The 22,897-nt window shown below is 73.1% G+C and carries 15 protein-coding genes; 10 read left to right on the top strand and 5 right to left on the bottom strand.

Annotated features, from left to right (window positions below; all coding sequences use genetic code 11):
* Positions 1-127 precede the first annotated feature (127 nt).
* Complete coding sequence (locus R4Z62_RS07710) at positions 128-280, bottom strand: hypothetical protein (protein ID WP_398334170.1); 153 nt, start codon at positions 278-280, stop codon at positions 128-130.
* 25 nt (positions 281-305) lie between these two features.
* On the opposite strand from R4Z62_RS07710, the gene gltB reads away from it, so the two are divergent.
* The 3 genes from gltB (at position 306) to R4Z62_RS07695 (ending at position 7,189) form a co-directional block, all read left to right on the top strand.
* Positions 306-4,838, top strand: a complete 4,533-nt coding sequence (gene gltB / locus R4Z62_RS07705) for a glutamate synthase large subunit (protein WP_491521849.1) — start codon at positions 306-308, stop codon at positions 4,836-4,838.
* Positions 4,831-6,294 carry a glutamate synthase subunit beta gene (locus R4Z62_RS07700; protein WP_491519402.1) on the top strand — a complete coding sequence of 488 codons (1,464 nt, stop codon included), beginning with the start codon at positions 4,831-4,833 and terminating at the stop codon, positions 6,292-6,294. Before gltB ends, R4Z62_RS07700 begins: the two co-directional genes overlap by 8 nt.
* Positions 6,295-6,466: 172 nt before the next feature.
* On the top strand, positions 6,467-7,189 hold the full coding sequence (locus R4Z62_RS07695; RefSeq protein WP_037893637.1) for a vWA domain-containing protein: 723 nt from the start codon (positions 6,467-6,469) through the stop codon (positions 7,187-7,189).
* A gap of 27 nt (positions 7,190-7,216) precedes the next feature.
* Here R4Z62_RS07695 and R4Z62_RS07690 read toward each other — a convergent pair whose 3' ends face one another.
* Together R4Z62_RS07690 and R4Z62_RS07685 are read right to left on the bottom strand one after the other, a co-directional pair.
* Positions 7,217-8,095, bottom strand: coding sequence for an aldo/keto reductase (locus R4Z62_RS07690; RefSeq protein WP_491519401.1), 879 nt, complete (start codon positions 8,093-8,095; stop codon positions 7,217-7,219).
* Positions 8,096-8,189: 94 nt separating this feature from the next.
* Positions 8,190-9,089 carry a hypothetical protein gene (locus tag R4Z62_RS07685; RefSeq protein WP_064532429.1) on the bottom strand — a complete coding sequence of 300 codons (900 nt, stop codon included), beginning with the start codon at positions 9,087-9,089 and terminating at the stop codon, positions 8,190-8,192.
* A gap of 121 nt (positions 9,090-9,210) precedes the next feature.
* On the opposite strand from R4Z62_RS07685, the gene R4Z62_RS07680 reads away from it, so the two are divergent.
* The 5 genes from R4Z62_RS07680 (at position 9,211) to R4Z62_RS07660 (ending at position 17,621) form a co-directional block, all read left to right on the top strand.
* The gene (locus tag R4Z62_RS07680; protein WP_064532427.1) at positions 9,211-9,561 is read left to right on the top strand and encodes a chorismate mutase; all 351 of its coding nucleotides are present in this window, start codon (positions 9,211-9,213) and stop codon (positions 9,559-9,561) included.
* Between the two features lie 371 nt (positions 9,562-9,932).
* On the top strand, positions 9,933-12,596 hold the full coding sequence (gene pepN / locus R4Z62_RS07675) for an aminopeptidase N (RefSeq protein ID WP_491519400.1): 2,664 nt from the start codon (positions 9,933-9,935) through the stop codon (positions 12,594-12,596).
* Positions 12,597-12,778: 182 nt separating this feature from the next.
* On the top strand, positions 12,779-13,612 hold the full coding sequence (locus R4Z62_RS07670) for an NAD(P)H-binding protein (RefSeq protein WP_491519399.1): 834 nt from the start codon (positions 12,779-12,781) through the stop codon (positions 13,610-13,612).
* Between the two features lie 1,085 nt (positions 13,613-14,697).
* A complete protein-coding gene (locus tag R4Z62_RS07665) occupies positions 14,698-16,095 on the top strand; it encodes a pyridoxal phosphate-dependent decarboxylase family protein (protein ID WP_491519398.1) in 1,398 nt (465 codons plus the stop codon).
* Positions 16,092-17,621 carry a lysine N(6)-hydroxylase/L-ornithine N(5)-oxygenase family protein gene (locus R4Z62_RS07660; protein ID WP_064532420.1) on the top strand — a complete coding sequence of 510 codons (1,530 nt, stop codon included), beginning with the start codon at positions 16,092-16,094 and terminating at the stop codon, positions 17,619-17,621. Before R4Z62_RS07665 ends, R4Z62_RS07660 begins: the two co-directional genes overlap by 4 nt.
* Before the next feature lie 109 nt (positions 17,622-17,730).
* Here R4Z62_RS07660 and R4Z62_RS07655 read toward each other — a convergent pair whose 3' ends face one another.
* Positions 17,731-19,557, bottom strand: coding sequence for a bifunctional metallophosphatase/5'-nucleotidase (locus tag R4Z62_RS07655; RefSeq protein ID WP_491519397.1), 1,827 nt, complete (start codon positions 19,555-19,557; stop codon positions 17,731-17,733).
* A gap of 221 nt (positions 19,558-19,778) precedes the next feature.
* On the opposite strand from R4Z62_RS07655, the gene R4Z62_RS07650 reads away from it, so the two are divergent.
* Both R4Z62_RS07650 and pyk read left to right on the top strand, forming a co-directional pair.
* The gene (locus tag R4Z62_RS07650) at positions 19,779-20,498 is read left to right on the top strand and encodes an SIMPL domain-containing protein (protein WP_382844058.1); all 720 of its coding nucleotides are present in this window, start codon (positions 19,779-19,781) and stop codon (positions 20,496-20,498) included.
* Positions 20,499-20,704: 206 nt separating this feature from the next.
* Complete coding sequence (gene pyk, locus R4Z62_RS07645; protein ID WP_491519396.1) at positions 20,705-22,141, top strand: pyruvate kinase; 1,437 nt, start codon at positions 20,705-20,707, stop codon at positions 22,139-22,141.
* Positions 22,142-22,148: 7 nt separating this feature from the next.
* Here pyk and R4Z62_RS07640 read toward each other — a convergent pair whose 3' ends face one another.
* On the bottom strand, positions 22,149-22,889 hold the full coding sequence (locus R4Z62_RS07640; protein ID WP_491519395.1) for a helix-turn-helix domain-containing protein: 741 nt from the start codon (positions 22,887-22,889) through the stop codon (positions 22,149-22,151).
* Positions 22,890-22,897 lie beyond the last annotated feature (8 nt).

Genomic DNA, 22,897 nt, shown 5'->3' with positions numbered 1-22,897 from the left:
GGATCCGACCGATCCCGCCCCGCAGACCCCCAGTCGAGACCTCCACCGCCGGGTGCGGAGACCCCGCCGCCGACCCTGCGGTGTCCGCATGCTGGAACGAAGTATCCACTTTCCGGGACCCGCTCCATCATGTAACCTGCACGAAATTTCGCACTTCCAGCAGAGGGCCAACGTCGTCCCTCGGCACCAGCACATGCCAGATGACGACGACGGGAGAGCCGATGCGTACGCCGCGCCAGCCGTCCCAGCACTCCACGAACGGCCGAAACTGGTCGTTCATGGATGCTCGCCCTGCTGCGCAGGGTATGTACGACCCCCGCAACGAGCACGACGCCTGCGGCGTCGGCTTCGTGGCCACCCTCACCGGCGAGGCGAGCCATGCGCTGGTCGAGCAGGCGCTCACCGTCCTGCGCAACCTGGAGCACCGCGGCGCCACCGGTTCCGAGCCCGACTCGGGCGACGGCGCCGGCATCCTCTCCCAGGTGCCCGACGCGTTCCTGCGCGAAGTGGCCGGATTCGAACTGCCCGCCGCCGGCGCCTACGCCGTGGGCATCGCCTTCCTGCCCGAGGACGGCATCGCCGAGGCCGTCTCACAGATCGAGACGATCGCCGCCGACGAGGGCCTGACCGTCCTCGGCTGGCGCGAGGTCCCCGTCGCCCCCGCGCTCCTCGGCGCCACCGCCCGCTCCACCATGCCCGTCTTCCGCCAGCTCTTCGTCGGCGACGGCACCAGCGAGGGCATCGCCCTGGACCGCAGGGCGTTCGTGCTGCGCAAGCGCGCCGAGCGCGAGGCGGGCGTCTACTTCCCCTCGCTGTCCTCCCGCACCCTCGTCTACAAGGGGATGCTCACCACCGGCCAGCTGGAGCCGTTCTTCCCGGACCTGTCCGACCGCCGCTTCGCCTCGGCCGTCGCCCTCGTCCACTCTCGCTTCTCCACCAACACCTTCCCGAGCTGGCCGCTCGCCCACCCCTACCGGTTCGTCGCCCACAACGGCGAGATCAACACCGTCAAGGGCAACCGCAACTGGATGCGCGCCCGCGAGTCCCGGCTGCACTCCGGGCTGTTCGGCGGCCGGGACAAGGCGATCGACCGGATCTTCCCGGTCTGCACGCCCGACGCCTCCGACTCCGCCTCCTTCGACGAGGTGCTGGAACTGCTGCACCTGGGCGGCCGCTCCCTGCCGCACGCGGTGCTGATGATGATCCCCGAGGCCTGGGAGAACCACGCCTCCATGGACCCGGCCCGCCGCGCCTTCTACGAGTACCACTCCACGATGATGGAGCCCTGGGACGGCCCGGCCTGCGTCACCTTCACCGACGGCACCCAGGTCGGCGCCGTGCTCGACCGCAACGGCCTGCGCCCCGGCCGCTACTGGGTCACCGACGACGGCCTCGTCGTCCTCGGCTCCGAGGTCGGCGTCCTCGACATCGACCCGGCCCGCGTCGTGCGCAAGGGCCGCCTCCAGCCCGGCCGCATGTTCCTCGTGGACACCGCCGAGCACCGCATCATCGAGGACGACGAGATCAAGGCGTCCCTCGCCGCGGAGAATCCGTACGCCGAGTGGCTGGAGGCCGGCGAGATCGAGCTGGGCGACCTGCCCGAGCGCGAGCACATCGTGCACACCCACGCCTCGGTCACCCGCCGCCAGCAGACCTTCGGCTACACCGAGGAAGAGCTGCGCGTCATCCTCGCGCCGATGGCCAAGGCCGCCGCCGAGCCGATCGGCTCCATGGGCACCGACAGCCCCATCGCGGCCCTCTCCGAGCGCCCGCGGCTGCTCTTCGACTACTTCACCCAGCTGTTCGCGCAGGTCACCAACCCGCCGCTGGACGCCATCCGCGAGGAACTGGTCACCTCGCTGCGCAGCTCGCTCGGCCCGCAGGGCAACCTGCTGGAGCCCACCGCGGCCTCCTGCCGCAGCGTCGTCCTGCCCTTCCCGGTGATCGACAACGACGAGCTGGCCAAGCTCATCCACATCAACGCCGACGGCGACATGCCCGGCTTCAAGGCCGCGACCCTCTCCGGTCTGTACCGGGTCTCCGGCGGCGGCCAGGCGCTGGCCGCCCGCATCGACGAGATCTGCGCCGAGGCCGACGCCGCCATCGACAACGGCGCCCGGCTGATCGTCCTGTCCGACCGGCACTCCGACGCCGAGCACGCGCCCATCCCGTCGCTGCTGCTCACCGCGGCCGTCCACCACCACCTCATCCGCACCAAGCAGCGCACCCACGTGGGCCTGCTGGTCGAGGCCGGCGACGTCCGCGAGGTCCACCACGTCGCCCTGCTCATCGGCTACGGCGCCGCCGCCGTCAACCCGTACCTGGCGATGGAGTCCGTCGAGGACCTGGTCCGGGCCGGCACCTTCCTGCCCGGCATGGAGTCCGAGCAGGCCATCCGCAACCTGATCCACGCCCTCGGCAAGGGCGTCCTCAAGGTCATGTCCAAGATGGGCATCTCCACCGTCGCCTCCTACCGCGGCGCCCAGGTCTTCGAGGCCGTCGGCCTGGACGAGGGCTTCGTCGAGAAGTACTTCAACGGCACCACCACCAAGATCGGCGGCGTCGGCATCGACGTCATCGCCCGGGAGGTCGCCGCCCGCCACGCCAAGGCCTACCCGGCCTCCGGCATCGCGCCCGCGCACCGCGCGCTGGACATCGGCGGCGAGTACCAGTGGCGCCGCGAGGGCGAACCGCACCTGTTCGACCCGGAGACCGTCTTCCGCCTCCAGCACTCCACGCGTTCGGGCCGCTACGACATCTTCAAGAAGTACACCGACCGCGTGAACGAGCAGTCCGAGCGGCTGATGACGCTGCGCGGCCTGTTCGCCCTGAAGACGGACGAGAACGGCACTTCCGGCCGGGCGCCGATCCCCGTCGAGGAGGTCGAGCCGGTCTCCGAGATCGTCAAGCGCTTCTCCACCGGCGCCATGTCGTACGGCTCCATCTCCCAGGAGGCGCACGAGACCCTCGCCATCGCCATGAACCAGCTGGGCGGCAAGTCCAACACCGGTGAGGGCGGCGAGGACGCCGAGCGCCTGTACGACCCGGCGCGCCGCTCGTCCATCAAGCAGGTCGCCTCCGGCCGCTTCGGCGTGACCAGCGAGTACCTGGTCAACTCCGACGACATCCAGATCAAGATGGCCCAGGGCGCCAAGCCCGGCGAGGGCGGCCAGCTGCCCGGCCACAAGGTGTACCCGTGGGTGGCCAAGACCCGGCACTCGACGCCCGGCGTCGGCCTGATCTCCCCGCCGCCGCACCACGACATCTACTCCATCGAGGACCTGGCCCAGCTGATCCACGACCTCAAGAACGCCAACCCGGCCGCCCGCATCCATGTGAAGCTGGTCTCCGAGGTCGGCGTCGGCACGGTCGCGGCCGGTGTGTCCAAGGCCCACGCGGACGTCGTGCTGATCTCCGGCCACGACGGCGGCACCGGCGCCTCCCCGCTGACCTCGCTCAAGCACGCGGGCGGCCCCTGGGAGCTGGGCCTGGCCGAGACCCAGCAGACCCTGCTGCTCAACGGCCTGCGCGACCGGATCGTCGTCCAGACCGACGGCCAGCTCAAGACCGGCCGCGACGTCGTCATCGCCGCGCTGCTGGGCGCCGAGGAGTTCGGTTTCGCCACCGCGCCGCTCGTCGTCTCCGGCTGCGTCATGATGCGCGTCTGCCACCTGGACACCTGCCCCGTCGGCATCGCCACCCAGAACCCGGTGCTGCGCGACCGCTTCGCCGGCAAGGCCGAGTACGTGGTGAACTTCTTCAAGTTCATCGCCGAGGAGGTCCGCGAACTCCTCGCCGAGCTGGGCTTCCGCTCCATCGAGGAGGCCGTCGGCCACGCCGAGATCCTCGACGTCACCCGCGCCGTCGACCACTGGAAGGCGCAGGGCCTGGACCTGGCACCGCTGTTCCACGTGCCCGAACTGCCCGAGGGCGCCGCCCGCCACCGGGTGACCGCCCAGGACCACGGCCTGGAGAAGGCCCTCGACAACGAGCTGATCCGGCTCGCCGCCGACGCCCTGGCCGCCGGCTCCGCGGCCGACGCCCAGCCGGTGCGCGCCCAGGTCGCCATCCGCAACATCAACCGCACCGTCGGCACCATGCTCGGCCACGAGGTGACCAAGAAGTTCGGCGGCGCCGGGCTGCCCGACGACACCGTCGACATCACCTTCACCGGCTCCGCGGGCCAGTCCTTCGGCGCCTTCCTGCCGCGCGGCATCACCCTGCGCCTGGAGGGCGACGCCAACGACTACGTCGGCAAGGGCCTGTCCGGCGGCCGGATCGTCGTCCGCCCCGACCGCGCCGCCGACCACCTCGCCGAGTACAGCGTCATCGCGGGCAACACCCTCGCCTACGGCGCCACCGGCGGCGAGATGTTCCTGCGCGGCCGCACCGGTGAGCGCTTCTGCGTCCGCAACTCCGGCGCGCTGGTCGTCTCCGAGGGCGTGGGCGACCACGGCTGCGAGTACATGACCGGCGGCCACGCGGTGGTCCTCGGCGAGACCGGCCGCAACTTCGCGGCCGGCATGTCCGGCGGCGTCGCCTACGTGATCGACCTGGACCGCGACCACGTCAACGCCGGCAACCTGGACGCCGTCGAGGCGCCGGACGAGACCGACCTGCGGTGGCTGCACGACGTGGTGCGCCGGCACGCCGAGGAGACCGGCTCCACGGTCGCCGCGAAGCTGCTCGCCGACTGGCCGGCCGCCGCCGCCCGCTTCAGCAAGATCATCCCCCGTACGTACAAGGCAGTGCTCGCCGCCAAGGACGCCGCCGAGCGAGACGGTCTGTCCGAGACCGAGATCACCGAGAAGATGATGGAGGCGGCGATCAATGGCTGATCCGAAGGGCTTTCTGAACCACGGCCGCGAGGTCGCCACCTCCCGCCCGGTCGAGGAGCGCGTCAAGGACTGGAGCGAGGTCTACGTCCCCGGCTCCCTGCTGCCGATCATCAGCAAGCAGGCCAGCCGGTGCATGGACTGCGGCATCCCGTTCTGCCACAACGGCTGCCCGCTCGGGAACCTCATCCCCGAGTGGAACGACTACGCCTACCGCGGGGACTGGGCCGCCGCCCAGGAGCGGCTGCACGCGACCAACAACTTCCCGGAGTTCACCGGCCGCCTCTGCCCGGCCCCCTGCGAGTCGGCGTGCGTGCTCGGCATCAACCAGCAGCCGGTCACCATCAAGAACGTCGAGGTCTCCATCATCGACAAGGCGTGGGAGACCGGGGACGTCGCCCCGCAGATCCCCGAGCGCCTGTCCGGCAAGACCGTCGCCGTCATCGGCTCGGGCCCGGCCGGACTGGCCGCCGCCCAGCAGCTCACCCGGGCCGGCCACACCGTCGCCGTCTACGAGCGCGCCGACCGCATCGGCGGCCTGCTGCGGTACGGCATCCCCGAGTTCAAGATGGAGAAGCGGCACATCAACCGCCGTATCGAGCAGATGCGCGCGGAGGGCACCCGCTTCCGTACCGGCGTCGAGGTCGGCCGCGACATCTCGGCCACCGCCCTGAAGAAGCGCTACGACGCCGTCGTCATCGCCGCCGGTGCCACCACCGCCCGCGACCTGTCCGTCCCGGGCCGCGAGCTCAGGGGCGTCCACCAGGCGATGGAGTACCTGCCGCTGGCCAACAAGGTCCAGGAGGGCGACTACGTCAGCCCGCCGATCTCGGCCGCCGGCAAGCACGTCGTCGTCATCGGCGGCGGCGACACCGGCGCGGACTGCGTGGGCACCGCCCACCGCCAGGGCGCGGCCTCCGTCACCCAGCTGGAGATCATGCCCCGCCCCAACGAGGAGCGGCACCCGGTCGGCCAGCCCTGGCCCACCTTCCCGGTCCTCTACAAGGTCACCTCGGCCCACGAGGAGGGCGGCGAGCGGATCTACTCCGCCTCCACGACCCACTTCGAGGGCGACGAGGACGGCAACGTACAGTGGCTGCACCTGGCCGAGGTCGAGTTCACCGACGGCAAGCTCACCCAGAAGCCGGGCACCGAACGCAAGATCCCGGCCCAGCTGGTCACCCTCGCCATGGGCTTCACCGGCACCGACCGGGACAACGGCCTGGTCGAGCAGTTCGGCCTGGAGCTCGACGAACGGGGTAACATCGCCCGCGACGCCGACTTCCAGACCAACGTGCCCGGCGTGTTCGTGGCCGGTGACGCGGGCCGCGGCCAGTCGCTCATCGTATGGGCGATCGCGGAGGGCCGCTCGGCCGCCCGCGGCGCCGACCGCCACCTGACGGGCGCCAGCGACCTGCCGGCCCCGATCCGCCCGACGGACCGCTCGCTCATGGTCTGACGCGCGGCCGACACAGACGTCCCGTACAACGGCGTACGGAACACCGTCGGCGCCTGCCCGCCCGTCCCCGACCGGACAACAGGGCAGGCGCCGTCACATGTCCGAAACCGCGCGGCCCCGCCCGGCGTCCTGATGAGCGGGACACACGGGACACGGGGGAGGCGCGGGACACATGGCCGCGATCAGTCTGAGCAAGGTGGAGGAGACGGCGCCCGCGCTGGTCAGCCTCTACAAGAGCGCGGGGGTCTCCCTCACCAAGCACGGCCTCACCGGTCAGCGGGCCGCCGTCTACCTCGTCCTGGACCACTCCGGCTCCATGAGCCCGTACTACCGCGACGGCAGCGTGCAGGCCCTCGCCGACCGGGTGCTGGGCCTGGCCGCCCATCTCGACGACGACGGCCGCGTCCCGGTGGTGTTCTTCTCCACCGGCGTCGACGCCGTCACCGAGATCGCCCTCGCCGACCACGAGGGCAGCGTCCAGCGCGTCGCGGCCGGTCTCGGCCACATGGGCCGCACCCACTACGACGTCGCCATGGACGCCGTCATCGACCACTACCTCGACTGCGGCGCCACCGACCCCGCCCTGGTGGTCTTCCAGACGGACGGCGGCCCCTCCAGCAAGGCCGCCGCCGAACGCCATCTGTGCAAGGCCGCGAAGCTCCCGCTCTTCTGGCAGTTCATCGGCTTCGGCAACGCCCGCAGCCGGCAGTTCGACTTCCTGCGCCGGCTCGACGAACTCGCCGTGCCCGCGCGGCGCGCCGTCGACAACGCGGGCTTCTTCCCGGCCGGCCGCGACCCGCGCAGGATGTCCGACGAGGAGCTGTACGACCGGCTCGTCGGCGAGTTCCCGCAGTGGCTCGCGGCGGCCCGCGCCGCGGGGATCGTACGGGACTGAGACCGGCCGCCCGCGCCGCGCGGCACGTCACACGGGCACGCCCGCGCCGATCCGGCGGACCTGCTCCTCGGTCAGGGACAGCCGCAGGGCGCCCGCGTTCTCCGCCGCGTGCGCCGCCGAGGACGTCCCCGGAATGGGGATCACGTTGGGGGAGCGGTGCAGCAGCCAGGCCAGGGCGACCTGCGCCCGGGTCGCGCCCAGTTCGTCCGCGACCGCGGCCAGCGCACCGCCGTCCGCCGCGTGCGCGCCCCGGGCCACCGGGAAGTACGGCAGGAACGCGATGCCCAGACGGGCGGTGTGGTCCACCACCGGGTCATGGCCGCGCTCCGCCAGGTTGTACATGTTCTGCACACTCGCGATGGGGGCGACGGCGGAGGCGGCCGTCAGCTGCGCGACCGTCACCTCCGACAGCCCGATGTGCCGCACCTTGCCCTCCTCCTGGAGCTGCCGCAGCGCGCCGATCTGGTCCGCCAGCGGATACCCCGGGTCGATGCGGTGCAACTGGAGCAGATCGATGCGGTCGGTGCGCAGCCGCCGCAGACTCAGCTCGGCCTGCTGGCGCAGATACGCCGGATGCCCGTGCGGGATCCACTCCGCCGCGCTCGGCCGCAGCACCCCCGTCTTGGTGGCCAGGGCCACGCCGTCGCGGTACGGGTGCAGCGCCTGGGCGAGTAACTCCTCGTTGGCGCCCAGCGCGTAGGCGTCCGCCGTGTCGAACAGGTCCACCCCCGACTCGGCCGCCGTGCGCAGCACCTCCAGCGCCGTGGCCCGGTCCGCGGGCCCCCGCCACACCGGCGCGGCCGCACGGGAGCGCTCAAGCTCCGTGTCCGCCAGACGCATGGCGCCGAAACCGATCCGGCGCACCTCCACATCGCCGCCGATACGGAAAACCTCGGTGATCGTCATGGCAGTGACGATAAGAGATCACGCGGTCACAGGAGGTCGGACGCCGCATCGCACCCTGTGAAGGACGTCACGTGCGCATCCGCAGCCCCGCGCCTCATGTGTCGCACTCCAGCACCGTCCGGCACAGCCCGCACCGCGCCCTGACCCGGCCCCGCACCGGCACCCGGATCCGCTGGAGGCAGGTCGGGCACGGGAACGACACCCGCAGCGGCTCCGTCCCGCCCGCCGAGAACGCGTACGGCACGTCCGCGTCCCCGGCCGGCGGCGGGCCGTGCTCCTGGGCGTGCCGCCGGTCGCGCGCGTACCGGCGCCGGCCCGTCCAGCCCGCGGCCGTCAGCGGCGGCCGCCGCGCGTCACCGGCCGCCCGCGCCCGCCCCTTCACATACGCCTCATAACCCTGCGCGCTGGTGAACCACGTCGAGGGATCCTCGCCGAACAGCAGCGCCCGCTTGGCCAGGACGTAGCCGAACTCCTCCGGCGTCAGATAGCCGAGCTTCTGCGAGGAGGCGCCGTCCTCCCGGAAGGCGTCCAGCAGCAGCCAGCCCGCGCCCAGGTACGTCGCCGCCGTGTCCGTGAGGATCTCGTTGTCCCGGGTGCGCGGGAAGGACAGGTCCAGGCGGTGCAGATAGACGTGCATCACCTCGTGCGCCAGGGCCGCGCCGATGTCCCGGCGGTGCGTACGGAACCGGTCGTTCAGCTCCACGAAGTACTCGGGGCCCGCCGTCAGCTCCACGTTCGCCGCGTGCGTCATCTCCCGGAAGCCGACGATCAGGCGGGCGTCCGGCAGCCCGTAGTGCCGCACCAACTCATGGGCCACCCGCTGGGCGCCCAGATGCAGGTCGTCGGTGTCGGCGAACGCCACGTCCGCCGGGGCCACGCTCGTCGCGAACGTCCGGACGGTCTCGTACGACAGCCGCCGGTACAGCGCCGTGATCGCGGCCCGCACCGTCTCCAGATGCGGGAAGCCGTGCTCGACCGGCCCGCCGTTCGCCACGTCCGCACCCCCAGAGCCGACCGGACACCTCTTCCCGCTGCCTCCCACTGTAGGACCGGACCCCCGGCTCCACCTGATCAAGGCGCGGGCCACCCGGCGGGGTTGACTAGGCTTGCCCCCCATGAGCACCAGCAGCACCGGTAACGGTGACGTCGACCCCGCGGTCCGCCGGGAACTCGCCCGGCTGCGCGACAGCATCGACAACATCGACGCGGCCGTCGTCCACATGCTCGCCGAGCGGTTCAAGGCGACCCAGCAGGTCGGCCACCTCAAGGCCGCCCACCAGCTGCCGCCCGCCGATCCGGGCCGCGAGTCCCGCCAGATCGCCCGGCTGCGCGCCCTCGCCGAGGACGCCAAACTCGACCCGGCCTTCGCGGAGAAGTTCCTCAACTTCATCATCGCCGAGGTGATCCGCCACCACGAGCGCATCGCGGAGGACTCCGCGGGCGACCGGCCGGCACCGACGAGCTGACCTGGGCCGGCCTAGGCCGGCCCGCACTGGTTCGGACCGCCCCGGGCCGACTCGGACGGGTCCGGGCCGACTCGGACTGGTCCGTCTGATCTGTCTGATCTGTCTGGTCCGGCTGATCCGGAAGCGCTCGGGGAAGGTCCCGGGGGAAGGCCCGGGAAGGCCCGGAGAAGGTCCGGGAAGGCCCGGAGGAGGGGCGTATCGGGCGTAGCGGCCTCGGAAGGGCCCGTCGCCCGCCGTCCGCGCCCCCGCCCAGCCGCCCCGGCGCGCGCCGGCACCCGCCCGGCGCGCGTGAGGGCACCCCCCCTTGCCCGGCACCCCGGCCCGACCCGTCTCCCGAACCCCCTCGTGCCCCGCCCCCGCCATCGGGCAGCATGGCGTGCATGTCCGTACTCACGCGCGACGAAGCGCAGACCCGTGCCCAGCTCCTCGATGTCCACCACTACCACGTCGACCTCGACCTGACCGTCGGGGAGGAGACCTTCGACTCCCGCACCCTGATCCGGTTCTCCGTACGCACCGGCCAGGACGGCACGGACACCTTCGTCGAGCTCAAGCCCGCCGAACTGCGCTCCGCCACCCTCGACGGACAGCCCCTCGACCCGGCCCGCCTCGACGGGAACCGCCTGCCGCTGACGGACCTCGCCCCCGGCGAGCACGAACTGCGCGTCGACGCCGCCATGCGCTACTCCCGCACCGGCGAGGGCATGCACCGCTTCACCGACCCCTCCGACGGCGAGACCTACGTCTACACCCAGCTGTTCATGGAGGACGTGCAGCGCGTCTTCGCCGCCTTCGACCAGCCCGACCTCAAGGCCGTCTTCGATCTCACCGTCAAGGCCCCCGAGGGCTGGACCGTCCTCACCAACGGCATCGCCGAACACACCGGCGGCGGCGCCTGGAAGGCCGCCACCACCCCGCCGCTGTCCACCTACCTCGTCGCCGTCGCCGCCGGCCCCTGGCACTCGGTGCGCACCGAACACCGCGGTCTGCCCTTCGGCATCCACTGCCGCCGCTCCCTCGCCCCCCACCTGGACGCCGACGCCGACGAGATCCTCGACGTCACCCGCGCCTGCTTCGACCGCTACCACGAGAAGTTCGAGGAGCCCTACCCCTTCGACTCCTACGACCAGGCGTTCGTCCCCGAGTTCAACGCGGGCGCCATGGAGAACCCCGGCCTCGTCACCTTCCGCGACGAGTTCGTCTACCGCTCCGCCGTCACCGACACCGAGCGGCAGACCCGCGCCATGGTCATCGCCCACGAGATGGCCCACATGTGGTTCGGCGACCTCGTCACCCTGCGGTGGTGGGACGACATCTGGCTCAACGAGTCCTTCGCCGAGTACATGGGCTACCAGACCACCGCCGAGGCCACCCGCTTCACCGGCACCTGGACCGAGTTCGGCCTCTCCCGCAAGTCCTGGGGCTACGACGCCGACCAGCGCCCCTCCACCCACCCCGTCGCCCCCGAGGCCGTCGACGACACCGCCTCCGCGCTGCTGAACTTCGACGGCATCTCCTACGCCAAGGGCGCCTCCGCGCTGCGCCAGCTCGTCGCCTGGCTCGGCGAGAAGGACTTCCTCGCCGGCATCAACACCCACTTCCGGCGCCACCGGTTCGGCAACGCCACCCTCGCCGACTTCATCGACTCGCTGGCCTCCGCCACCGACCGCGACGTCCACGCCTGGGCCCAGGCATGGCTGCGCACCACCGGCGTCGACACCCTCGTCCCCACCGTGCGCGCCGACCACGGCGCCTGGCACCTCGACATCGCGCACCGGGGCAGCTCCGGAACCTGGTCCGCGCCCGATCCCGCCGAGGACCGGGACGGCACGAAGCACGCCGGGAGCCTCGCGCCCGGCGGCGGCAGCCGACCGCACCGCATCACCGTCGGCGTCTACGACCACGACCTCCACGACGCCGGCCGGCTGACCCTGCGCACCCGCGTGGAAGCCGACGTGCCCGCCACCGGCGACGCCGGCATCAGCACCGGCGGCCCGCGCCCCGCGCTGCTCCTCCTCAACGACGGCGACCTCACCTACGCCAAGATCCGCTTCGACGCCGAGTCCTTCCGCACCGTCCGCGAGAACCTGTCGGGCCTGCCCGACCCGCTGAGCCGCACCGTCGTCTGGAACGCCCTGCGCGACGCCGTGCGCGACGGCGAACTGGCCCCCGGCGTCTATCTGGAGACCGCGCGCGCCCACCTGCCGCGCGAGAGCGACCTCGCCCTCGTCGAGGCCGTGCTCTCCTTCGCCCGCGTCCACATCGCCGACCGCTGCCTCGCCCCCGAGCAGCGGCCCGCCGCCCTCGCCACGCTCGCCTCCGTGTGCCGCGACCTGATCCGCCGCACCGAGGACGGCGACCACCCCGGCCTGCGCCTCATCGCCGTACGCCACTTCATCGACGTCGCCGCCCACCCCGACACCATCGCCGCCTGGCTCGCCGACGGCACCGTCCCCGGCGGCCCCGAACTCGACCCCGAGCTGCGCTGGCGCGTCCTCGCCCGGCTCGCCGTCCTCGGCGCCACCGACGAGTCCGCCATCGCCGCCGAACTGGAGCGCGACCCGTCCGCCAGCGGCCGGGAGGGCGCCGCCCGCTGCCGCGCCGCGCTGCCCGACCCGGACGCCAAGCGGGCCGCCTGGGAGGCGATGTTCGCCTCCGACGACCTCTCCAACTACCTGTTCACCGCCACCGCCCAGGGCTTCTGGCAGCCCGAACAGGCCGACCTCGTCGCCCCGTACGTGGCCCGCTACTACGCGGACGCCGTCGCCCTCTCCGCCCGCCGCGGTCCCGCCATCGCCGCGGCCGCCGGACGCTACGCCTTCCCCGCCCACGCCGTCGACGCCGAGCACCTGCGCCTGGGCCGGGCCTGCCTGCGCGAGGACGACCCGATCCCGGCCCTGCGCCGCAAGCTCGACGACCAGCTCGACGACCTGGCACGGGCGCTGCGCGTCCGCGAGGCCGGGCGGACGGGGGAGCGGGCGGAGCAGGGGGAGCCCGGCGAGCCGGAGGAGACGGCGGTGCGCTCGGGGGCGTAGTACCAGGGGCGTACGACCCGGCTGGGCCCTGACTGGTCCCCGTCTGGTCCCTGACGACGATGCGCGGGCCGGTCGTCCTTCCTAGGCTCGGACCCCGGAAGGACGACCAGCCCGCGGGCCGGCCCGGACACCGTCCCACCGTCCGGAGCCCGCCCGCGCCACGCCCCACCACGGAGGAAACCGTGATCGTAGTCACCGGCGCCACCGGCAACGTCGGCCGTGCCCTCGTCGAGCGCCTGGCCGCCGCCGGCCGGCCCGTCCGGGCCCTGACCCGCGACCCGCAGCGGGCCGGACTGCCCGAGGGCGCCGAGGTGGTGCGGTTCCGGCCGGACGACCCGGCCGCCCTGTTCGCCGGGGCGGACAAGCTCTTCCTGTACGTCCAGGCGGCGGGCGACCGGACGGCCGCCTTCCTGGCGGCGGCCCGCGAGGCGGGCGTCCGGCATGTCGTCCTGCTCTCCTCCGCCATCATCACGGAGGGCGCCGACGAGACTCACCCCATCCACGTCATGCACGCCACGGCGGAACGGGAGATCCGGGCGAGCGGCCTGGAGTGGACGCTCCTGCGGCCGGGCGCCTTCGCCACCAACGCCTTCCAGTGGGCCGGGCAGATCCGCGCCGGGGACGAGGTCCGCGGCGTCTTCGCGGACGGCATGACCGCGCCCATCCACGAGGACGACATCGCCGCCGTCGCCGAACGCGTCCTGCTCGACGGCGGCCACGAGGGCGCCGCCCACCGCCTCAGCGGGCCGGCGGCCATCAGCAACGCCGGCCAGGTCGCCGCGATCGGCCGCGCCCTCGGCCGCACGCTCACCTACACCGAGGTGCCCCCCGAGCAGGCCGGCCCCGAACTCTTCCCGCACGTGCCCCCGCACATGCTCCAGAGCCTGCTCGACACCTTCCGCCACACCGTCGGCGCCACCCCCGAGACCACCACCACGGTCGAGGACATCACCGGCACCCCCGCCCGCCCCTTCGCGACCTGGGCCGAGGACCACAGGAAGGACTTCGGAGCCTGAGACACGGAGGAGGGAGACACCGCGAGCGCCGCGGGACGCGCTGCGCGTGCGCTGGTGGGGCGGGGCCCCGGGGGGTGCTGGGGGCAGGCGGACGCGGGATGCCTACGGCCGGGGCCGGACCCTGCGGCGCGGTCGCGGCCCTGCTGTGGGGCCCGGGGCGACCGGGCCGCCCGGTCACCCGGCGGCCCCGCACACCACGCCGCGGCGCGCCGCGCCGGTACGGCCGTGGGTCCGGCGCGTGTGCGGGGCGGCTCCACACCACCCGGCGACCGGGGCCGCGCCCGGGGCGCCTACGTCGCGTCCGGCGCCCCCGGCCGCCGGGCCCCGGCCCCGGGCTGTCCCAGCCGTCCGGGAGCGGCAGCCGGACCTCATGGCGCCGAGCCCGAGCCCGAGTCCGTACTGCACGGGCCGCCCGGCCGACCGGTGCGCGTCTGGCCGACCGGCCGGTGATCGTCAGGCCGACGGGCAGGCCCGGCCGCCCGGCACAGGCGTGCCGGGCCCTGCACGGGGAGGTCCGGCCGTCCCCGGCCGGTAGCCGTCACGGCGACAGGCAGCTCCGTCCGCCGGGTCCCGGCCCCGGGCTGTCCCAGTCGTCCGGGATCCGGCCACCGAACACATGCGGCGCGGAATCCCCGTGGTCCCGGCTCCCCGCCCCGCCGGACCCGTCCGGCACGGCGGCTCGCCTCCGCCGTCCGCGGCGGCGCCGCCCGCTCGCCGGACGGGCGCCGTCCAGGGAGCCCGAGCGGCCAGCCGCAGGTGGCACGGGCGCAGGCCCCGCGGGCGGTCGGCCCGGCAGGGCGGCAGGTACCGCGGGGCCCTGCGCGCGCCCGTTCGGCCAGGCGGCAGGCACCGGAGACCCCTGCCCGCCGTCGGTCGCCGGTAGCGCCAGAGCCCGGAGCCGCCAGAGCCCGGCGGAGCCGTACGCCCCGGCGCTCGGGCGTGCGGTCGAGCGCCGGGGGCGCGGGCTCCGTGTGCTCCCTGTGCGGCAATACCCCTGGGGGCCCCGCTCGTTGGACTTTCCGGGCACCCCGCCTTCAGGCGGACAAACCGGATGCTCCTGGCCCGCGTACCCCTAAGGACAGCCCATGGGCACTCCGCACCCGCCCGCACCGCGGGTCAGCCTCGCCTCCGGGCCCGACGGCCGCCACGCCCTGCGGCCGCTGCTGGACACCGTGCTCGACGCGCTGGACAGCGGACGGGCGGCCCGGGGCGGGCCGCTGCCCGCGGGCGGCCCGGAGGCCGTCGCCGCCCGGGTCCGCGCGGCCGCCGGGGTCGTACTGCCCGAGTACGGCGAGCCCGACGCCCTGCGCGCCCTCGTGCACGCCCTGGCCGAGGGCGCCGCCGACCCCGCCGACCCGCTCTGCGCCGCCCATCTGCACTGCCCGCCCCTGGCCGTGGCCGCCGCCGCCGACCTCGCCGCCGGCGTCCTCAACCCCTCGCTCGACTCATGGGACCAGGCACCCGCCGCCTCCGCGCTCGAAGCCCTCGTCACCCGCGCCCTCGCCCGCACGGCGGGATGCGCCGACGCCGTCGTCACCACCGGCGGCACCGAGTCCAACCACCTCGCGCTGCTCCTCGCCCGCGAGAAGCGGGGCGGCGGCATCCGTCTCGTCCACGGCGCCAACGCCCACCACTCCCTGCCCCGCGCCGCCTGGCTGCTCGGCCTGCCCGCCCCCGTGCGCGTCCCCGCCCCCGCCGGCACCCTCGACCCCGCCGCCCTGGCCGAGACCCTCACCGCCCTCACCGGACCCGGCGCCCCCCGCACCCCGCTCCTGGTGGCCGCCACCGCCGGGACCACCGACGCCGGACTCATCGACCCGCTCCCCGAGATCGCCGCGCTGAGCGCCGCGCACGGCGCCCGGCTGCACATCGACGCGGCCCACGGCGGCGGCCTCCTGTTCAGCGACCGCCACCGCCACCTGCTCACCGGCCTCGACGCCGCCCACACCGTCACCCTCGACCTGCACAAACTCGGCTGGCAGCCGGTCGCCGCCGGACTCCTCGCCGTGCGCCGCGGCGGCGACCTCGACGCCCTGCACCACCACGCCGACTACCTCAACGCCGACGACGACACCGAGGCCGGCCTGCCCGACCTCCTCGGCCGTTCCCTGCGCACCACCCGGCGCCCCGACATCCTCAAGATCGCCGTCACCCTCAAGACCCTCGGCCGCGCCGGACTCGGCGCGCTCGTCGACGAGGTCTGCGCCCACGCCCGCGCCCTCGCCGACCTCGTCGAGGACCACCCCGGCCTCGAACTGCGCGGGCGCCCCGTCATCAGCACGGTCCTGTTCCGGCCCGCCGGGGCCCCCGACGACGCGGTGGCCGCCGTACGCCGCCGCCTGCTCACCGACGGCCGCGCCGTCCTCGGCCGGGCCCGCCTGGACGGCCGGCTCTGGCTCAAGGCCACCCTCCTCAACCCCCGCACCCGGCCCGACGACCTGGCCGCCCTGCTGAAACTGGTGGAAGGAACCACCCCCCGATGAGCCACCCCCACGCCCCGACCGGCCCCCACCCGCCGACCGGCCGCCCCCCGGCCCAGCACTCCCCGGCGAACCGGACGGCCGCCGACCGGCTGCCGCAGAGCCGCCCCCCGATGGACCGCACCCCCACCCAGACCGCCCCCCGCGACCTGGTCGGCATCGGCGTCGGACCGTTCAACCTCTCCCTGGCCGCCCTCGCCCACCCCCTCACCGGACTGTCCACCGCCTTCTACGAGCAGCGCCCCCGCTTCGACTGGCACCCCGGCCTGCTCATCGACGGCGCCCGCCTCCAGGTCCCCTTCCTCGCCGACCTCGTCACCCTCGCCGACCCCGCCAGCCACTGGTCCTTCCTCAACTACCTCAAGGCCCGCGACCGGCTCTTCCCCTTCTACTTCGCCGAACGCCTCCACATCGAGCGCGCCGAGTACGACGCCTACTGCCGCTGGGTCTCCGACCAGCTCCCCGCACTGCACTACGGCCACCAGGTCGACACCGTCCGCTGGAACCCCGAACACCGCCTCTTCGAGGTCGACTTCACCCAGCTCGACAGCGACGGCGAGGCCGAGGCCCTGGGCCGCACCTACACCCGCAACGTCGTCCTCGGCGTCGGCACCGAACCCCACGTCCCCGAACCGCTGCGCCCCCTGGCCGGCGCCCCCGGCGCCCTCGTCGTGCACGCCGCCGACTACCTCGACCACCGCGACGCGCTCCTCGCCGCCGGGCACGTCACCGTCGTCGGCTCGGGCCAGTCGGGCGCCGAGGTCTTCCTCGACCTGCTCAAGGGCCGCCCCGCCGGCCACGAGCGGCTGCACTGGATCGGCCGCACCGAGGCATTCGCCCCCATGGAGTACTCCAAGCTCGGCCTGGAACACTTCACACCCGACTACACGCGCTACTTCCACGCCCTGCCCGAGCCCGTCCGCGACCGGCTCGTCCCCGCCCAGTGGCAACTGCACAAGGGCGTGGACGCGAGCACCCTCGCCGCCATCCACGACGAGCTGTACCACCGCACCCTGCACGGCGGCTGGCCCGACGCCGTCCTCACCCCCGGCGTCCGCGTCCGCACCGCGGGCCGCGTCGCCGGAAACAAGGTCGAACTCCACCTGGAACACCCCCAGCAGGACGCCCGCAGCCGCCTCACCACCGACGCCGTCGTCCTCGCCACCGGCTACCGGCCCCGCCCCCTGGGCCACCTCCTCGCCTCGCTCGACCCCTACCTGCGCCGCGACCAGAGCGAACGCCCCCGCGTCGACGAGCAGTACCGCCTCCTCCTCGACCCCGCCGTCAGCGCCGCCGGCTGCCACGTCTACGTGCAGAACGCCGAACACCACACCCACGGCGTCGGCGCCCCCGACCTCGGCCTCGCCGCCTGGCGCAGCGCCACCATCCTCAACTCCGTGACCGGCACGGCCAGCTACCCGCTGCCCGCCCGCACCGCCTTCACCAGCTTCGGCCTGCGACAGCAGCGGCCCCAGGTCCCGCCCGCCCACCAGTTCAAGGCACTCGCCCCTCTGGCGGACGGGACCTGAGGCCGCGCCCCCGCCACCGCACCGCTGCCCGCGGCACGGACACACCGGCCCGGGACACCGGCCCACCGGCTGCGGGGCCGGTGCACCGGCCACCGCACCGGCCCGCCGGTCAGAACACCGGCGTACCGTCCCGCGTCAGCTTCCAGTCCACCGACGCGAAGTCCTTCGGGTCCAGCACACCCTTCGCCGTCGCCCACTCGGCGATCCGGGTACGGATCTCCGTCGACTCCGACCACAGCTCCTTCGCCGCCGCCACGTGCGGGAACGCGCCGCCGCCGTTGGCGCGGTAGTTGTTCACCGCCAGCACGAACTGCTGCGCGTCGTCCAGCGGCGCACCGTTGAACGTCAGGTTCCGGATCCGCGAACCGGCCGGCCGGGCGACGTCGATGTCGTACGCCAGCCTCGACACATAGTCGTAGTTGTAGTCCGGCCGGCCGCCCGCGTTCGTCAGCTTCTCCACGTCCACGGGCGCGCCCGCCGCCGTCTGCACGTAGTAGCCCGCCGAGTACTCCAGGTACTCCCGCACCTGCGCGCCCGTCATCAGCTTCGCCACCAGTGTGTTGTCGTACACGTACAGGCTCGACAGGTCCCGGATCGTCACATCGCCCGCCGAGATCTGCGAGGTCCGCGAGAACGGCGACGCCTGCGCGATCACCGGCAGCGCGGCGTACTGCGTACCCGCCAGCGCCGCCTTCACCACGTCCTCCTGGACCTTGGTGATCAGATCGATGATCGGCGCGTCCTTGTAACGGGCGTCCACCGTCGTCAGCGTCTGCGTGGCCTGCCCGACGACCTGGTTGACGTACTGCACCACCTTCTTGTGCTCGTCCTCGAGCAGCCTGGTGATCTTCGGGTCGTCCGGCACCGCGTTCGAGTTGCGCAGCGAGGCGGCGACCGACTCCACCTCCCAGCGGCCCCGGGAGAACACCAGCTCGATGTCGAACAGGGTCAGCCGCTCCGCGAAGCACAGCGGCTCCGACAGCACCACCGTCTTCCCCGACTTCTCGTTGACGACCTTCAGCTCCGGGATCTCCAGATGCGCGTGCCCCACCAGGATCGCGTCGATCCCCGGCACCAGCCGGGCCACGTTCGCCGCCGCGTCCTCCACGTACGGCAACTGGTCACCGTAGGACGACTGGCCCGACGTACCCGAGTGCGCCGACACGATCACCACGTCCGCGCCCATCGACCGCAGCTTCGGCACCCACTTCGCCGCCTGCTCCTCAAGACCCGGAAACGTCAGCTTCCCCTGCACATACGCCTTGTCCCAGATCGCGATGCCCGGGTTGGTCAGCCCCAGCACGGCCACCTTCACCGGAGCGGCACCCGGCACATGGAACGTCTTCATGACGTACGGCGCGAACGCCGGCCGCTGCGTCTTCGCGTCCAGCGCGTTCGCACCCAGCAGCGGGAAACGGCACTGCTGCTCGAACTTGCGCAGCGTCTCGATGCCGTAGTTGAACTCGTGGTTGCCCAGCGCCGCCGCGTCGTACCCGATCGCGTTCATCGCCTGCGCCATCGGGTGCACCGGACCGCCCTTGGCGGTGATCGGGTCCACCTTCGCGTAGTAGTACGACAGCGGGGTGCCCTGGATCGTGTCACCCGCGTCCAGCAGCAGCGTGTTGCGGCGGCCCTTCTCCTCGCGGACCTGGTTCACCAGCGTCGAGATGCGCGCCAGGCCCTGCGCGTTGCCCGCGCCGTCCGTGTACTCCGCGTCCTTGAAGTAGTCCCAGTTGAAGACGTGCCCGTGCAGGTCCGTCGTGCCCATCACGGTCAGCGAGTACCGCTTGGGATGCCGCCCGTGCCCATGCCCGTGACCGTGTCCGTGTCCGGGGGTCGCGGCCTCGGCCGCCGGAGCCGCCGCCGCACCCGCCAGCGCCACCCCCGCCCCGGTCACGGCGGACTTCTTCAGGAACTTCCGGCGGTTCAACGCCATGTCTGGTTCTCCTTGCGAAGGATCGGCTTGCGAGGACCGGCCCGCGGGCCGGTCGGAGCGCGGCCGGCCGCGGACGGCCGACGACGCGCGTAGACCGACCATGGATGGACGCGCGTAGATTCTGGCCGGGACATGCCGAAGCGCAACAGTCCCCGCAGGTTGCGATCTGATGACCGCCGCCCCGTGCCCCCGCCCCGGCACCCGGTGGCACAGTGGGAGGCATGACCTTCGCCGCCCCCGAGGAACCCGGCCCCGCCGTCCCGTACGGCACCCCCGACGCCCCGCGCATCGCCGTCCGCGGCGAGGCCCACCTCGAAGTCGACCCCGAGATCGCCCGCATCGGCGTCACCGTCAGCGCCCGCGGCAGGGACCGCCGCTCCGCCCTCGACGACCTCACCCGCCGCAACACCGCCGTCCTCGACCTCGTCCGGTCCTACGGCCCCGCCGTCGAACGGCTGGAGACCGGCGCCTTCTCCATCGCCCCCGAACCCGCCCGCCACGGCCGCGGCGAACGCGTCCGCACCTACCACGGCGCCGTCCACCTCACCGCCGAACTCACCGACTTCACCGCCCTCGGTGAACTCACCACCCGACTGGCCGACTTGGACCTCACCCGAGTGGACGGCCCCTGGTGGGAACTGCGCCCCGGCTCACCCGCCCACCGCGAGGCCCGCCGACAGGCCGTACGCGCCGCCGTCCAGCGCGCCAAGGAGTACGCCGAGGCCCTCGGCACCACCCTCGCGGCCCTCGTCGAGATCGCCGACATCGACGCCGAGGGCAGCGCCTCCTTCCCGCCGTACGCCGGACGCGCCCGCGCCGCGGCCTTCGGCGCCCCCGGCGGCGCCCCCGAGGAGGCGGCCCCGCTCGACCTGGAACCCCAGCGTCAGCACGTCCACGCGCAACTCAACGCGCGATTCACCATGAAACCGCCCAAACTGTAAACACGTCAGAACAACGGACCGAGAGCGAGCCCCCACACCGCCCCCACACCCCGACCGACACCGCACACCCGCCGGAAACCCGCCGAACGCTCAGAGGAGCACCACCCCGCACACTTCAACACTTGTCAATAACCCTTCATCCAAAGGTCGTTGAACAGTCACGTCGCACCAAATCCCTACCGACAGGTAAGGCCTAGGCTCACACCATGCGCCGAGCGAAGATCGTCTGTACCCTGGGGCCCGCCACCGACACGTACGACCGGATCAAAGCCCTGGTCGACGCCGGAATGGACGTCGCCCGCTTCAACCTCAGCCACGGCGAGCACGCCGAACACGACGAGCGCTACCAGCACGTACGCAAGGCCGCCGACGAGACTGGCCGCAGCGTCGGCCTCCTCGCCGACCTTCAAGGCCCGAAGATCCGCCTCGGCCGCTTCCGCGAAGGACCCGTACTCCTCGAACGCGGCGACACCTTCACCATCACCGTCGAAGAAGGCGTCGAGGGCGACCGCCACCGGTGCGGCACCACCCACGCCGGCCTCGCCGACGACGTCACCCCCGGCGAGCGCATCCTCGTCGACGACGGCAAGGTCGGCCTGGAGGTCACCGCCGTGGACGGACCCCGCGTCCGCACCCGCGTCACCGAGGGCGGCATGGTCTCCGACCACAAGGGCCTCAACCTCCCCGGCGTCGCCGTCTCCGTCCCCGCCCTCTCCAAGAAGGACGAGGACGACCTGCGCTGGGCGCTGCGCACCGGCTTCGACGTCATCGCGCTCTCGTTCGTGCGCAGCGGACGCGACATCCTCGACGTCCACCGCATCATGGACGAGGAGGGCCGCCGCCTGCCCGTCATCGCCAAGATCGAGAAACCGCAGGCGGTCGAGGCCGTCGACGAGATCGTCGCCGCCTTCGACGGCATCATGGTCGCCCGCGGCGACCTCGGCGTCGAGATGCCCCTCGAACAGGTGCCCATCGTCCAGAAGCGCGCCGTGAAACTGGCCCGGCGCAACGCCAAACCGGTGATCGTCGCCACCCAGATGCTGGACTCCATGATCGACAACTCCCGCCCCACCCGCGCGGAGGCCAGCGACGTCGCCAACGCCGTCATCGACGGCACCGACGCGGTGATGCTCTCCGGCGAGACCAGCGTCGGCAAGCACCCCGTCACCGCCGTCCGCACCATGGCGAAGATCGTCGCCGCCGCCGAGGAGGTCATCCTCGCCCGCGGCCTGCCCCCGCTGACCGAGCACAGCAAGCCCCGCACCCAGGGCGGCGCCGTCGCCCGCGCCGCCGCGGAGATCGGCGACTTCCTCGGCGCGCGGTTCCTCGTCGCCTTCACCCAGTCGGGCGACACCGCCCGCCGCCTCTCCCGCTACCGCTCACCCATCCCCGTCCTGGCCTTCACCCCCGAGCCCGCCACCCGCTCCCAGCTCAGCGCGACCTGGGGCGTCGAGACCTTCCTCGGCCCGCACGTCGACTCCACCGACGCCATGGTCGCCCAGGTCGACGAACTCCTCCTGCGCCACGGCCGCTGCGAGAAGGGCGACGTCGTCGTCATCACCGCCGGCTCCCCGCCCGGCGTCCCCGGCTCCACCAACCTGGTCCGCGTCCACCACATCGGCGAGGACGACCGCCCGCGGTAGGGGACCGTCAGTACTTGGGCCCGATGTGCGCGTCCATGAGGGCCACGGAGGCTTTGCGGGCGACGGAGATGTTCCAGCCGTGGGCCTTCCACTCGACACCCAGCCGGTCGAGGGTGTCGGTGCAGAGCCGCGTGATGTCCGCCGACAGGTTGGTGAAGAAGTACCGCGGGTACTCGTAGCGCTTGCGCTCACCGCCGACGAGACGGGTCGTCCAGTTGGTGATCCGGCAGCCGTCCGAGTGGATGAGCCCCCGGACGAACTCCCAGGGATACGCGTCGACGATCTCCTGCTGCCAGGGGGCGAGCGCGATGCGGCGCTCGTGCTTCCTGCCGGTGCCGTGCTGCGGGAACAGGCGGGGCCAGTGCCGGGAGTAGCTGGTGATCATGGTGCATCCCTGCTTCTGCTCGTCGTACACCCCGACGCCGGGCCGCACCGCCGTGATGGCCTCCCGGCACTCACGGAGGAGTCCGGGCCAGGCGTCGGCACATGCGATCCGCAGGTAGTGGCCGCCGCGCGGATGCGGGCTGAGACACCCGTCGCCCAGATACAGGCCCAGCAGATAGGCGTACGCCGCCTCGTCCGCGGGCGGCCCCGGGTCGGTGGGCGCCATGCGGGGCAGGGGTTCGAGGCGGACGCGCCAGGAGCGGATCGCGGCGCGGGAGACGCCGGTCTGCTTGCTGACGGAGTTCAGGCTGCGCCCTTGTGCGAGCAGGGCGAGGGCGTGCTTGCGTGTGCCGAGGTCGTACATGTGACCAC

The sequence above is a fragment of the Streptomyces sp. PL-25 genome (genome assembly GCF_058344915.1).
This window is presented reverse-complemented; position numbering and strand designations above follow the sequence as displayed.

Coding starts and splice junctions, on each gene's coding strand:
- R4Z62_RS07710 (WP_398334170.1), bottom strand. CDS start 280: ATGAACGACCAGTTTCGGCCGTTCGTGGAGTGCTGGGACGGCTGGCGC.
- gltB (WP_491521849.1), top strand. CDS start 306: ATGTACGACCCCCGCAACGAGCACGACGCCTGCGGCGTCGGCTTCGTG.
- R4Z62_RS07700 (WP_491519402.1), top strand. CDS start 4,831: ATGGCTGATCCGAAGGGCTTTCTGAACCACGGCCGCGAGGTCGCCACC.
- R4Z62_RS07695 (WP_037893637.1), top strand. CDS start 6,467: ATGGCCGCGATCAGTCTGAGCAAGGTGGAGGAGACGGCGCCCGCGCTG.
- R4Z62_RS07690 (WP_491519401.1), bottom strand. CDS start 8,095: ATGACGATCACCGAGGTTTTCCGTATCGGCGGCGATGTGGAGGTGCGC.
- R4Z62_RS07680 (WP_064532427.1), top strand. CDS start 9,211: ATGAGCACCAGCAGCACCGGTAACGGTGACGTCGACCCCGCGGTCCGC.
- pepN (WP_491519400.1), top strand. CDS start 9,933: ATGGCGTGCATGTCCGTACTCACGCGCGACGAAGCGCAGACCCGTGCC.
- R4Z62_RS07665 (WP_491519398.1), top strand. CDS start 14,698: ATGGGCACTCCGCACCCGCCCGCACCGCGGGTCAGCCTCGCCTCCGGG.
- R4Z62_RS07660 (WP_064532420.1), top strand. CDS start 16,092: ATGAGCCACCCCCACGCCCCGACCGGCCCCCACCCGCCGACCGGCCGC.
- R4Z62_RS07655 (WP_491519397.1), bottom strand. CDS start 19,557: ATGGCGTTGAACCGCCGGAAGTTCCTGAAGAAGTCCGCCGTGACCGGG.
- R4Z62_RS07650 (WP_382844058.1), top strand. CDS start 19,779: ATGACCTTCGCCGCCCCCGAGGAACCCGGCCCCGCCGTCCCGTACGGC.
- pyk (WP_491519396.1), top strand. CDS start 20,705: ATGCGCCGAGCGAAGATCGTCTGTACCCTGGGGCCCGCCACCGACACG.
- R4Z62_RS07640 (WP_491519395.1), bottom strand. CDS start 22,889: ATGTACGACCTCGGCACACGCAAGCACGCCCTCGCCCTGCTCGCACAA.